The sequence below is a fragment of the Bacillus sp. SRB_331 genome (genome assembly GCF_003264175.1).
GTDB classification, from domain to species: domain Bacteria; phylum Bacillota; class Bacilli; order Bacillales; family Bacillaceae_G; genus Bacillus_A; species Bacillus_A mycoides.
In genome coordinates this window covers 116101-129482 of sequence record NZ_NADV01000047.1, presented here as the reverse complement: position 1 = coordinate 129482, position 13382 = coordinate 116101, and the positions used below count along the sequence as shown (strand labels likewise).

Sequence of the window (13382 nt, the reverse complement as noted above, 5' to 3'; positions counted from 1 at the left end):
GTTATTCCGGTTGGCCCAGTAGATCCTGTCGCTCCAGTTATTCCAGTAGGCCCTATTTGAGGCAAAGGAAAGGCACATGGAAAGGGTATGTGACAATTCTTTTTAAATTTACTCATTTTTACACCTCCCTTATAAATTAACTACCAATTTATATTTATACTTTAACAACTTATGAGTAGACAGACACACGGGTGTAAGGAAAAAACCTATAAAAATTAAATAAAAGGTTTTAAGAGCAAGCCTGTATTTCACATTCCATACCAAAAAGAGCACCATATATAAGTGCTCTTCGGGCCAAAACTCTTAATGTAAAAGAGTACGTGATACCATATGTAATTTTTTCATGGGGCGTGAAGTATTTGAACGAAAAAGTTATTTTAATTTCAAACAAAAGAGCAGCTAGCAAAAGCTACCTGCCCCGTTTTGAAGGAGAAATCAATTGTTGCAAATTGGCGTATTTAAAGTGTGGGCAAAATTTGGAGATTTATTCAGTCAAAATTACTAAGAGCACCTTCAAGTAGTGCTCTTAGTAGGTTAGGTCGCTCAGAGAGTAGTGTGGCACACATGATGATATATATGGGGATTATTCATGGAGGTGCAAATATCTAATAATAACTACATTGGGCACAACAAAGCAGCTAGCTCAATTAACTAACTACTGTTGTACAAAAGAAATTAGGCCCTACAAGTAATGATGTGTAACTTTAAGTTACAGTTATAGTGTAAACAAGATTGGAAAAGTTATACGGAAGTGAACTTATTAAAAATTTTATTTTGTAGAAAAGGGGAATGTATATGGCATCTGGTTGTATCATAGCTGAATGTCCCATTTGTGAGGATTGGGTATTTGAAGATGAATGGATACTTGATCAATATGAAAACATGGTTCATGAAAGATGCCTTAATTTGCGAAATAACAACAATAAAACGATTCACCTTTTGAATCAAGAAATACAAAAACTTGAGAAGAGAATAAAGGAATTAGAAGAGCAGAATAAGAGTGGACAGATGACGTTGTTCTAAAAAAAAGAGCAGCTAGCAAAAGCTAACTGTTCAGCTGGTTCTCCAGGGGGGAAAGGAGAAAGGTTAGGGACTTCATTAAATGAGTTCTGGCTATCGCCTATCAACAGTATTGACGGAATATTGAGTTTTATTCAGGGGTAGAGGGAAATGAATAATTTTAGTTTGCTACTACTTGATCTTGGTCTGCAACATCAGCATCGAATGTGTTTGTTGCACTAACACCGCTAAAGTTATTGGTAATAAAAGCATTATTTGATGAACCTGAACCATTATAAGATTTTGTGTTCTCCTTTGGAGAAACGTTATAAAAATCACCTAAGTTGAAAGAACCATTACTGGTTTGCACGACAAGGTTTCCGAGAATAGCTGGCATAGCTTTCACCTACTTTTTTAGGAAGTATTTTAATTAGTATATGGTGTATGTGTCTAGAGGTTCGTTAGAGCCAGAAAATTTTAAAATAAAGTTTGTTAGAAAACCAAACAAAATAATCCTTTGCGCGACACGTTTCCTTATAAGTGCGTAAACACGAAATAGGAGGGTTATCAATTTCGATAACAACAACTGATTGACTGAAAGTAGGAATGAAAGCCGTCAGGTTGAGCTGAAACTACTTATCTAATACTCCTACATGCAAGGCGTGATAGTAGTCACAAATTGTATGAAGCTAGGTGAAGTCGGCTGAACAAAACCTAAGTGAGAAATCATATGGTAATGGATAGGTCGGGATGCTACAAAACATCTATGGTGAGAATGTCTAAAATAACGGACTGGCGAACTTGCGAATATACGGGTCTAAATTATTAATACATAAGAAATATGTATGTCGTCAATGACGATGTTATCTACCGAAAAGTAAGATTAAAGGATATGAAATTCGGAACATCTAACGATGATGATGTAAAGATAACAGGCTTACAGCAAGCACCTAAGGATATATGTATAGCTAGGTCAATCGGAACGTGGTAAGCAAGAAACTGTCACCAACGCCTACTAGCGGACAGATGCATATAAGGTTCTAACGAACCGAAATTGCTTCATTCTTGTGAAGGTGGGGACACAGTACCGACGAAACATGTAACGAATGTGGAGGGATAGTCCCTAGTCTTGTTCTTTGAAAACTAAATTAACTAGATGTAACTCACAGGATCGAGTAAGATGATGGGACTTTTCGTAAGAAAGGGGAATTAACACATCGGTGAGTACAACATTACGACATGCAGAATATTACGATGTACAAAAAGTGTTTGATGATTTATATCAACGTAGTAAAAACAATGCTACTAAAGGTATAAATTTATATAAACACATCATATCAAAAGAAAATATTCTACTGGCATATAGAAACATAAAGGCAAACACTGGCTCTAAAACTGAAGGAACGGATGGTATCACAATCGACCATTATAAAATGGAAGATGTAGATTCTTTCGTTGATAACATAAGAAATGCTCTTGTAGACTACAAGCCAAACACGGTACGTAGGGTAGAAATACCTAAACCAAATGGAAAGAAACGCCCATTAGGAATACCTACAATGAGAGATAGATTGATTCAACAAATGTTCAAGCAGGTTCTAGAGTCAATATGCGAAGCAAAATTCTACAAGCATTCATATGGGTTTAGACCCAATAGGTCAACGCATCATGCGATGGCTAGGTGTCAATTCTTGATGAATCGTGGGGGATATAGTCACGTAGTTGATATTGATATACAAGGTTTCTTTGACGACGTAAACCACTCCAAATTACTAAAACAACTATATAACATAGGTATAACTGATAGAAGAGTACTGACAATCATCTCGAAAATGTTAAAAGCACCAATCAAAGGAAAAGGCATTCCTACAAAAGGAACTCCGCAAGGAGGAATTCTAAGCCCATTACTAAGTAATGTTGTATTGAATGATTTAGATTGGTGGATATCTAGTCAGTGGGATAATATCAAAACAAGAAAACCATATACACTACCAAATAAAAATTATCATCTATCAAAAACAAAATTGAAGAGAATGTATATAGTTAGGTATGCAGATGATTTTAAAATATTTACAAACAATCACAAATCTGCAACTAAAATATTCCATGCAGTGGAAGGTTATCTCGAGAATCAATTAAACCTTAACATATCTAATGAAAAATCAACTATAACTAACCTAAAAAGAAAATCTTCGGATTTTCTGGGGTTCTCTATTAAATTCGTTAAAAAGCGCAAAAGATATGTGGCAAACACACATGTAAGCGAGAAAAAGAAAAAGGATATCCTTGAAAAAGCAAAAAAAAGGATTAAAGCAATTCAAAAGAATCCATCAGGGAAAACCGTACAGGACTATAACTCTTACGTGCTTGGCATAAAAAACTATTACAAAATTGCAACACATGTAACTATAGACTTTGCTGAAATAGCCTTTCGTCTCTCGAAAACCTTGTTTAATCGTCTAAAATCAATAGGGAAATATAAGATTCCTACCAATGCAAACGCATTATACAAAAGAACTCACAGGAATAATTATAGAACCTTTGAAATAGCAGGTAATCATGTATATCCACTAGCGGACATACAAACACGATTCCCTCAAAGTTTCAGTCAAGACATATGTAACTACACTATAAAAGGAAGACAAAAACTCATCAAAAGCCTAAAAGGTAACATTGCCAATGAAATGCAGAAGATGTTGCTATCATCCAATAAAGGGCAGAGCGTGGAGTATACAGATAACAGAATGTCGAGATATTCTATGCAAAATGGAAAATGTGGTGTTACAGGAATCTTTTTGTTAGCTGATGAAGCACACTGTCATCATAAAGTACCGAAAGGTATGGGAGGAACTGACGAATTCAATAACCTAATTATTGTACATGAATTTGTCCACAGACTGATTCACGCTACAAATGAAGAGACGATTAGAACGTATATGAGAATAATTCAATTGAACGATAAACAATTGAAGAAAATAAACAAACTCCGTAAAGCTTGTAATCTAGTTACTTTAGTATAGAAGAACAAGATGGGACGCTGTATGCGATGAAAGTCGCACGTACAGTGTTAAGCGGGGGAAAAGATGGAGATAACTTCAAAGTCTTACCTATCGCAACGAATAGAAAGTGAGGTTAAGAGAATGGAAGGTAATGTAAAGCTATTAGGTGCAGACGGAATGTGTGGAATGGAGTTTAAAGGGAATAAGATTAATGTTTATAACAATGAAGGATACGTAATGGAGAGTATGACAACAAAGGAGCATATTCAGGAAGTTATTGATTTTCTTGAAGAGTGCAAAGGACAAATGGAATAGAAAGCGAGGTTAAGAGAAATGTCTAAATTAAAGAAAAAGAAAACCAGAAAAGCTATTGCTCGACGTGCGAAATCTTTTGAAAAATATAGAGTTAAAAATGCTTGGAGAAACATTTTTGTACAAGCTGGCATTTTAAAGTGAAAAGAAACTGAATATAGTCCGGCTAGAAAACTAGAGGACACCAATTCATTAAAGCAGTAATTACAGCTGTTTTAGGAATAGGTGTCCTTTTTATTTTGAAAAGGGAGATGGGGAAATGAAGGTGCTAAGAGATCAATTACGTGAATGGAAAAAGCAATCTAATCAAGTGAAAAAGAAAAACAAGAAAAAGCGAAAAGAGAAATTAAGTACTCGTGATATTGAAGACTTAATGGGGATTCGTGGACCGCGTTATGAGCGTAGACGTGGAGCATTAAGACAAAAGTAATTTAAAAATAAAAAGGAGTGGTCTTACATGACTAAACAATTATCTTTCTTACCAAAAATCGATAGAGCAGCAACACAGGAGGAATTAGAAGGTGTGTTGGAAAGCGTACGTATACATAGGCAATTTGGGATGATGCGTAAAGAAATGAAAGTCACTCCTTCTTATGAAATGCGTGAGCACGGTCCTACACATGCAGTTGGAAAGCCATTAGAAGATGTTGCCATAGCAAATATTCAACAAAGTAAACGAGAAGAATGGCTTGAAGGAATGTCATTACGTATTGATCAGTTTCTAAATCGACTAGGAAACGGACGTGCAGGAAGTAACCAAAGAGATATTATTTATAAACGTTATTTAGAAGAAGAGGATGTATGTGATTACATGGTTTATAACGAAATAGGAATGTCAGAGCGTACTTATCGACGTTGGAAGTCTAAAGCGTTTTATAAACTTGCTTTTGCACTTGGATTAGAAGTTTACGAGACAGAAGAGACTGGAGGTAATGAATAATGAATTTTGTTCAGCCAATACGTGATCCAGAAGAAATACAGCAGCTAAAAGAGTATTTTAAGGAAAAGAGCTTACGTAATTACATTCTCTTCATTATGGGTATTAATACAGGTCTTAGAATATCAGATATTTTGAAATTGAAGGTAGGGGATGTCAAAGGCAGTCATATATCTATGAGGGAAAAGAAAACAGGGAAACAGAAACGAATACAAATTACTGCAGCGTTAAAAAGAGAACTTAAATGGTTTATAGAAGAAAGAGAAGATCATGAGTATTTGTTGCAAAGTAGACAAGGAAAGAATCGTCCTATTGGTCGTAGCATGGCATATAAGATATTAAGTATAGCCGCAGCAGAGTTTGGTTTAGATGAAATAGGAACACATACGCTCAGAAAGACGTACGGGTACCACATGTACATGCAAACTAAAAACATAGCATTACTCATGGAGATATTCAATCACTCGTCAGAGAAGGTCACGTTACGTTATATAGGTGTAAACCAAGATGCGATGGATAAAGCAATGACTAGGTTTAAAATCTAATCATTGCTTTTTCTTTTTTTTATCTATACAGTTACTCATAAATTTCATACTGTGTAACTCAAAAGAGAAAGTTAAATGAAATCAATGATAGCAAGGGATTCGGCGAAGGGGTCAGTTACACACAATATAAGATATGGGTAAGTGCTAGTATCACGGTGAAAAATAATGTATATACATAAATATAAAACATAAGGGGAGGTAATTGTGATTCATGTTAAATGAAGAACTATTAGGGGCGCTAGTTAAATATCGAAGGAATAAAGGGAGAAATCCGGATATGTTAAAGCTGAATCCAACTTATTTTAAAAACCTACTAGAAGAATTGAATTATCCGGAATGGATTATCCAAAAGAAAGAGACAGAAATGAAAAAAAGTATATTAGGTGTGCCAGTGGAATTAACGGATGCTGTAAAGAAATTTGAAATGTGAAAAAGGTGGCAGAGTCGTGACCGCTTTTTGGCAGTAAATGTGCCGGTTGTTTTGGAATTGTTGTGTTATATTTGTATTGTGAGAAGTGGCGGAAAACACAACTCATAAAGATTTCTTTAGATTTTGTCTAAACGATTCATAATGGTGGCACATAAAATCCGTAACCAGCAGATGGTAATGATTGAATGATACCGTTATTAGGGAGAGCTTTTGCTCTTCTTCCAGTTACTTAATAATGTATTAACAGACTGATGCGTAATATTAGGTGATTGGAAGAAGGATAAAACTTCATTTACCGTATTTATAGTAATAACATAAGTTTTGACGAAAGGGCAACTGGTGCACGGTTGCTCTTTTTATTTTGGTGTGCACGAGTAGAACCAAATCCATGCAAATATGATAAGAACGAAAATAATTAGCAAAAATTGTAGGGATTTCATGACATTCTCCTTTTAGAAGTAGTATGCGTGAGATGATAAAAAGCATGCATCCGCATCCATTCAGGTACGTTTTATTTTGGGGGGAGAATTGATATGGAAGAGTGTAAAGTAAGTTTTAGGTATACTTAGGATTGAACAGCATACAATGATAAAGAAAGGCCTTTCCAAACGTGTTACCAACCCTAATTCATTTTAAAAAGAGCACTCGAACTGAGAATTGCTCTTTTTTCTTGCACATAAGGAATTTCTAAACATACAATATTAAGTCGATGCTAACCCACACACTCCTTTTCAGAGGGACTTATATTCCGCAATAGAGCTGCGCCATATGAAAAGGAAAAGCATTGCTATGTATTTCATACTCAGAAGCTTTCAAGGGTACTTAACAGTGCTCTTTTTTTATTGAACAAACTGGATATTTGAATGAGGTTATAACATGTATATAACAATTACTATTTTAGGCGCTGTCGTGATCGGTACAGCGTCTTATTTGTTGTTAAGTAAAGATAAGCGCAAACGTGTTGCATTTAGAGATAAGGGGTGAGGGTACATGGAACTAACTAAACAAGAACAAGCAGTAGTAATAGGAAATTTAATAAACAATGTTATCGGCGTGGATTTAGTAAAACAACACATTGATCCACAGAAATTAGAAAAGGCTGTAGCTATGCATAACGAAATAAACGATGATATGACACCAAGAGAAACACGAGAGGCACTTATTAGTGTGTTAAATAAAACTATGGATGTATTCCTGGAAAGTAAGGAGTGAGGATAGATGAGCGAAGGCTTATACAATTATGAATGCCGTAACTGTAAGTGTGCATTTAGTTCAAGTGTTTGTGTGTCTGTTGTAGTTCCATGCCTGAAATGTAAACATAACAGTCTGAGCATGCAACCTCAATCTAATGGGGTTTGTATAGAAAAGGTAGAGCAAAAAGATGTGTTAGGAGTTCTATCTAAGTTCTCAACAGAGGAACTGATTGAAGCATTAAATCTAAAGGAAGACGTGCAAGTTCATAATACAACTGAGGATACATACAAAGTAAGCATGGATTTAATGGAAGTAAAGAAACATGTATTAGTAATAAATAACTGTAATCCTCAATTAGTTGAACATCGAAGAAGAGCTTTAGATGCTGATATGATTCGCTTTGCTGGTAGTTATTGTGATTAAGGAATACAAAACCAAACAACAGAAGCGTAAGTTCTATGACAGTGGTGAATGGAAACAGTTACGTGAACAAGTAAAGAAGAGAGACAATTATGAGTGTCAGGAGTGTAGGCGTAATGGTCGTGTTCAAACTGATACCAATGAGTACAGTGAGAGTGCAAAGCGTAAGAAGATTCAACTCGTTGTCCATCATATAAAAGAACTCGAGCATCATCCAGCTCTTGCATTAGAAATAGATAACCTTGAAACAATCTGTGTGGATTGCCACAATAAAGAACACGGTAGAACATTCAAAAAGAAACAGAATAAATGGGAATACGATGAAAAGTGGTAAAAATGATTCAGAAACAATAGCCCCCCCTTAAAATATTTCATCAAAAAATGATCTAAGGGGCACCGGAGGAGGGGTTAACTGTCAGGTTTTTTTCTAAATTACGCACGTAAGGGGGGGTGGGTAGATGGCTGTTAGTATTGTAAGGTTAAAAGAACAGCTCATGAATAGTATTGATATTACAGATTTAGTCGAAGTTGAGAAGGTAGAAAGATATATTGATCTTGTCAAAGCATTTAGAAAAATAAATAAAACTATTAATAAAGAAGGCGAGTCCGTAACAGTAAAAAACGGTTCTCAAGTTTTTGTTAAAGCCCACCCTCTTATAGGTGAGAGGAATAAAATTAACAGTTCTTTAATTGCATTAGGTAGAGATATAAAGTTTGTTGTTAAGAATACTATCCCTAATACAGGTTATAGCAAAAGTGATCTTACATGATTAAGCAAAAGTATGTGGAAGAATATATTGAACTTTATCGAAGTAGGAAAGTAAAGTTCAATAAAGAAAGAGAACTGTTAATTGAATATCTAGAAAAACATGTTTTAAACAGAGACGATTTGTATTTTGATGATGAAATGATTGAGGATTGTATCAACTTCGGCGAGAAGTGGTATTTTCCATTGCAGCCATTTCAAAAATTCTTAATAGCATTCGTCTTTTTATTTTATAAGAAAAATGGACGTGTATTTTATCGTAAATTCCTATGGATGTTAGGTCGTGGCGGTGGTAAAAACGGTCTGATATCAGTAATTGCTCATTTTTTAATCAGTGAATTGCATGGAATACCAGAATACAACATATCTGTTGTTGCGAATAGTGAAGAACAAGCAAAAACAAGTCCTGATGAAGTAAAGAAAACTGTTCGTAGACATGAAACATTAAAAAAGGCTTTTAAAGCAACGGAAACACAAACCACTTCAAAAGCTACTGCAAGTGTACTGAAGTTTAGAACATCAAACGGAGATACAAAAGATGGTTTGCGAGATGGAGCGGTTGTTTTCGACGAAATACATCGATATGAAAGTAATAAAGATGTCCGCGTCCACATCAGCGGCTTGGGGAAAAGGAAAAACCCCCGCGAGTTTTATATTGGTACAGACGGATATGTACGTGATGGTTTCCTAGATAAATTAAAAGAAAAAGCAAGGAAAGTTTTAAATGGTGAAGCACGTCCTAACGCTCTTTTTCCGTTCGTTTGTAAATTAAATGATGAAAAAGAAGTCGATAATATCGATGTTTGGGAAATGGCGAATCCTATGCTGTCAAAACCGCTAAGTGAATATGCTGAAGGTTTATTTGAAACGATGAAGGAAGAATATGAGGATTTGGAAGACGATCCTGACAACCGAATCGAATTCATGACAAAACGTATGAATTTACCTGTTTCAGATTTAGAACGTTCGGTTGCGAAATGGGAGGAAATAGTTGCTACAAATCGTCCATTTCCTGATCTATATGGTCGGGAATGTATTGGAGCATTAGACTTTGCAAGTATTAGAGATTTTGCTGCTTGTGGTCTTTTATTTAGAGTAGATGGTGAATATATCTTTAAAACGCATTCCTTTGTTCGTAAAGAGTTCGTTGATATTTACTATGGTTATTCTAAAAAAGCGAATGAGTATAAAAAAGAGAAATTCGCACCAATAAAAGAGTGGAAAGAACAAGGCTTACTAACCGTTGTGGATGAACCAACTATTAATCCTCAGCACATTGTTAATTGGTTTGTTGAAATGCGTGAATCTTATGGATTGAAAAAGATTATTGCTGATAATTTCCGTATGGAGGCAATAAGACCATTATTAGAAGCTGAAGGATTTGAAATAGAAGTTATAAGAAATCCTAGAGCGATTCATAGTTTACTAGCACCTCGTATCGAAATGGCATTTGCAAATAAACAAATTATTTTTGATGAAAATCCTATGATGCGTTGGTATACACAAAACGTATTGGTTGTTATAAAAGGTGATGGGAATAAAGTGTACGAAAAGAAAGAGCCAGTACGTAGAAAAACTGATGGATTCCAATGTTTTGTACATGCTCTTTATCGAGCTGATGAAATACAAGAATCTACAGATTTTATAATAGGTGATATTAAATTCTAATAAAGGGGGTGATAATCATTGGATGGCTGGATGCAGTATTTAAAAGAAATAGTGAATTAGGATTTATGTTTGATGTGGAAATGTTTATCGATAAGACAAATAGAGTCCACATGAAGCGATTAGCAATTGATACATGTATTTCTTTTTTAGGAAGAACAATAAGTCAGTCCGAATTTAGAGTGAAAAACGGTGAAGCCTTTGAAAAGAATGAACTTTACTATCGATTAAATGTTAGACCAAATAAGAATATGACAGCAAGTACCTTTTGGGAAAAGTATATGTACAAGCTTATTTATGATAATGAAGCTTTAATTATACAAGCTGATGATGGTGATTTACTTATTGCTGATGATTTTGATCATAACGAATACGCTGTTTTTGAAGATACTTTTACAAATGTCACCGTAAAAGATTATCAGTTTAAGAGAAGTTTTAAGCAAAGTGAAGTTATTCATTTGAAATATCGAAATGACAAATTATCACCGCTTATTGATGGTCTTTTTACTGATTATGGTGATTTATTCGGTAGGATATTAAGCTCACAAAAACGTAAAAATCAAATTCGCGGAACAGTTGATATGGATATGCTTGCTGCAAAAAGTAAAGAGCATCAATCAAAGCTGCAAGAGTTCATTGATAACATGTATAAAGCGATTGGAGAAAAAGACGTTGCTATCATTCCACAACAACCTGGATTCAAATACGCTGAAACATCGGGCGGTGGAAACTCAGGTCAAAGTGTGGATGAAATAAACAAAGTAACAAATGGTTTTTTAAATCAAGTAGCAATGGCTTTTGGTATTCCGACCGCTTTGTTATATGGCGAAATGGCTGATGTAGAGAAGCAGACGAAGAATTACATGCTTTTCACAGTGAAACCTTTATTAAAAAAGATTTCAGATGAAGTAAACGTTAAATTCTTTGAAATGAACGAGTACCTTGAAGGGCAAAAGATTGAAGTTAAAGCTGTATCTTATCAGAACATATTCGACCTTGCGACAAGCATGGATAAACTCATTTCTTCCAGTGCATTTACAGGTAATGAAATGAGATTAGAAGCCGGATATGAAGCTTCTAATGATCCGAACTTGGACAAACATTATATTACGAAGAACTACACTGAAATGAATATAGGTGAAGGAGGTGCGAAAGTAAATGACGGTGAAGCTTGATATTAAAGGTCCAATCATTTCGAGTGATGAAGCTTGGATTTATGAATGGTTTGAAATGGATGCAACAAGTCCAGGTATGGTTGCAAAAGAACTAACAAATGCCAATGGTGATGATTTAATCGTATCAATTAATAGTCCTGGTGGTTATGTACACGAAGGATCAGAGATTTATACAGCATTAAAAAATTATCCGGGCCAGGTTGAAGTTCAAATTGTTGGTTTGGCTGCAAGCTCAGCTTCTGTTATTGCAATGGCTGGTGATAAAGTTCGAATTTCACCAACAGCACAAATTATGATTCACAATGCTTCTATGTGGAACGGTGGAGATCATCGTGATATGGAAAAGGCTGCTGAGATGCTAAAGACGACAGATCGAGCAATTGTAAATGCATATGTCATTAAAAGTGGTAAATCCGAAGAGGAACTACTTAATATGATGGCTGAAGAAACATGGATGGGGCCACAACAAGCATTAGAAAACAACTTTGTGGATGAAATCATGTTTATGGATAATCCGGTTAAAATGACTGCTTCAGGTGCCGTTTCTGCTATGATTCCACAGAAAGTAATCGATGGTTTTAGAAACGGAACACTTAATAAAGGGAAAACTGAAGGCATTACAAAAGATGATTTAAATGCTGCATTATCAGGATTAAAAAGTGAAATCCTGAATGATCTACAAACTAATACAGAACCAAAATCAAAAGAGCCGAATCCGAAACCTGTTAAAAACAACGGATTGAAAAGGCTCTTTTTAAATTTATAAAAAATGGAGGAAACACATAATGACAATTAAATTCAATAAATCTGAAGCATTTAGCAAGGCCAAAGCAAAATTAACGGATGCTTTAACAAACGCCGAAAGTACAGAACAAGAACAAACATCAGCATTTGAAAATTTCTTTGATGCATTACAAACGGATGTAGCGAACTCAGTTCGTGAGCAAGTAAATAATGATATGCTTGATCGTTCCATTCTGCAGCAACGTGGTCAAAACGTCCTGACTTCGGCAGAAACAAAATTCTTTAACGCTGTTGTACAAGATGGTGGATTCAAAGATGATTCTATTTTGCCTAAAACTACACAAGAACGCGTATTTGAAGATTTAGTAACAGAGCATCCATTACTTGATGCAATTGGTCTTCAAGATTTAGGAGCTGTTACAAAGTTCATCTATTCTGATGCAACAAAAGCGTATGTATGGGGTCCTTTATTCGGTGAAATTAAAGGTCAAGTAAATGCGGCATTCCGAGAAGAACAAATTGGCCAACTTAAATTAACTGCGTTTGCGGCTATTCCAAATGATATGTTAGAGCTTGGGCCAGAATGGGTTGAACGTTATGTTCGAACTTTATTAGTAGAATCTTATTCTGTTGGTTTAGAATATGGTTTTGTAAATGGTAATGGTAAAGATCAGCCGATTGGTTTAATGAAAGATGTCAATCCTTCCACAAATGCAATTACTGATAAAAAGGCATCCGGTATATTAACATTTGCACCTTCTGATCATGGTGAGGTAATTGCTGGTGAGCTTTATGAAGTAGTAAAAGCTTTATCTGTTGATGGAAAAGGAAAATCTCGCAAAGTATTAAATAAAATTGTAATGGTTGTCAATCCTGTGGATGCAATCGGTGTACAAGCACGTAATACAATTCAAACGGCAACTGGCCAATGGGTAATGGCATTACCTTATAACATTCAAACTGTAGAGTCTGAGGAAGTACCAGTTGGTAAAGCACTATTCTTTGTGAAAGGACAATACCTCGCAGCAATTGCAGGTGGATACAAGCTCAAATCATTTGACCAAACATTAGCGATTGAAGATGCTACGCTTTATACAATTAAACAGTTTGCTAATGGTAAACCAAAGGATAATAAAGCGGCAATTGTATATGATTTAAAGATTTCATTTACACCAGCACCACCAGCAACTAAATAA

At 35.2% G+C, this 13382-nt stretch carries 17 protein-coding genes and 1 pseudogene; 16 read left to right on the top strand and 2 right to left on the bottom strand.

Going from position 1 to position 13382, the window contains the following annotated elements; genetic code table 11:
• Positions 1-116, bottom strand: a pseudogene (locus B5P42_RS32935) (BclA C-terminal domain-containing protein); the annotation flags it as partial.
• Positions 117-795: 679 nt separating this feature from the next.
• On the opposite strand from B5P42_RS32935, the gene B5P42_RS27780 reads away from it, so the two are divergent.
• Positions 796-1023: a hypothetical protein gene (locus B5P42_RS27780; RefSeq protein ID WP_113735748.1), complete on the top strand. Its 228-nt coding sequence runs from the start codon at positions 796-798 to the stop codon at positions 1021-1023.
• A gap of 157 nt (positions 1024-1180) precedes the next feature.
• Here B5P42_RS27780 and B5P42_RS27775 read toward each other — a convergent pair whose 3' ends face one another.
• Positions 1181-1396, bottom strand: a complete 216-nt coding sequence (locus B5P42_RS27775; protein ID WP_113735747.1) for a spore germination protein — start codon at positions 1394-1396, stop codon at positions 1181-1183.
• 823 nt (positions 1397-2219) lie between these two features.
• Between B5P42_RS27775 and ltrA the strand changes: the two genes are divergently transcribed.
• From ltrA to B5P42_RS27710, 15 genes are all read left to right on the top strand, one after another.
• Positions 2220-4019, top strand: coding sequence for a group II intron reverse transcriptase/maturase (gene ltrA, locus B5P42_RS27770; RefSeq protein ID WP_113735746.1), 1800 nt, complete (start codon positions 2220-2222; stop codon positions 4017-4019).
• A gap of 63 nt (positions 4020-4082) precedes the next feature.
• Entirely contained in the window at positions 4083-4313 is a 231-nt protein-coding gene (locus tag B5P42_RS31795) for a hypothetical protein (protein WP_142674063.1), read from the top strand.
• Positions 4314-4331: 18 nt separating this feature from the next.
• Positions 4332-4454, top strand: coding sequence for a DUF3983 domain-containing protein (locus B5P42_RS27765; protein ID WP_002010097.1), 123 nt, complete (start codon positions 4332-4334; stop codon positions 4452-4454).
• A 115-nt stretch (positions 4455-4569) separates the two neighbouring features.
• Positions 4570-4740 carry a hypothetical protein gene (locus B5P42_RS32155; protein WP_048376391.1) on the top strand — a complete coding sequence of 57 codons (171 nt, stop codon included), beginning with the start codon at positions 4570-4572 and terminating at the stop codon, positions 4738-4740.
• A gap of 27 nt (positions 4741-4767) precedes the next feature.
• Positions 4768-5250 carry an ArpU family phage packaging/lysis transcriptional regulator gene (locus B5P42_RS27760; RefSeq protein WP_113735745.1) on the top strand — a complete coding sequence of 161 codons (483 nt, stop codon included), beginning with the start codon at positions 4768-4770 and terminating at the stop codon, positions 5248-5250.
• Positions 5250-5792, top strand: a complete 543-nt coding sequence (locus B5P42_RS27755; protein WP_016092204.1) for a site-specific integrase — start codon at positions 5250-5252, stop codon at positions 5790-5792. Before B5P42_RS27760 ends, B5P42_RS27755 begins: the two co-directional genes overlap by 1 nt.
• A gap of 211 nt (positions 5793-6003) precedes the next feature.
• Positions 6004-6222 carry a hypothetical protein gene (locus B5P42_RS27750; RefSeq protein ID WP_113735744.1) on the top strand — a complete coding sequence of 73 codons (219 nt, stop codon included), beginning with the start codon at positions 6004-6006 and terminating at the stop codon, positions 6220-6222.
• Between the two features lie 990 nt (positions 6223-7212).
• A complete protein-coding gene (locus tag B5P42_RS27745) occupies positions 7213-7434 on the top strand; it encodes a hypothetical protein (RefSeq protein WP_113735743.1) in 222 nt (73 codons plus the stop codon).
• A 6-nt stretch (positions 7435-7440) separates the two neighbouring features.
• Positions 7441-7839 carry a hypothetical protein gene (locus B5P42_RS27740; protein ID WP_258397550.1) on the top strand — a complete coding sequence of 133 codons (399 nt, stop codon included), beginning with the start codon at positions 7441-7443 and terminating at the stop codon, positions 7837-7839.
• Positions 7835-8170, top strand: a complete 336-nt coding sequence (locus tag B5P42_RS27735; protein ID WP_113735751.1) for an HNH endonuclease — start codon at positions 7835-7837, stop codon at positions 8168-8170. Before B5P42_RS27740 ends, B5P42_RS27735 begins: the two co-directional genes overlap by 5 nt.
• Before the next feature lie 124 nt (positions 8171-8294).
• Positions 8295-8606, top strand: coding sequence for a P27 family phage terminase small subunit (locus B5P42_RS27730; protein ID WP_088291085.1), 312 nt, complete (start codon positions 8295-8297; stop codon positions 8604-8606).
• Complete coding sequence (locus tag B5P42_RS27725; protein ID WP_113735742.1) at positions 8603-10270, top strand: terminase TerL endonuclease subunit; 1668 nt, start codon at positions 8603-8605, stop codon at positions 10268-10270. Before B5P42_RS27730 ends, B5P42_RS27725 begins: the two co-directional genes overlap by 4 nt.
• An 8-nt stretch (positions 10271-10278) precedes the next feature.
• Complete coding sequence (locus tag B5P42_RS27720; RefSeq protein WP_181458840.1) at positions 10279-11442, top strand: phage portal protein; 1164 nt, start codon at positions 10279-10281, stop codon at positions 11440-11442.
• Entirely contained in the window at positions 11426-12208 is a 783-nt protein-coding gene (locus B5P42_RS27715; RefSeq protein ID WP_113735741.1) for a head maturation protease, ClpP-related, read from the top strand. The genes B5P42_RS27720 and B5P42_RS27715 overlap by 17 nt, the downstream gene beginning before the upstream one ends.
• A 19-nt stretch (positions 12209-12227) precedes the next feature.
• Entirely contained in the window at positions 12228-13382 is a 1155-nt protein-coding gene (locus tag B5P42_RS27710) for a phage major capsid protein (RefSeq protein WP_113735740.1), read from the top strand.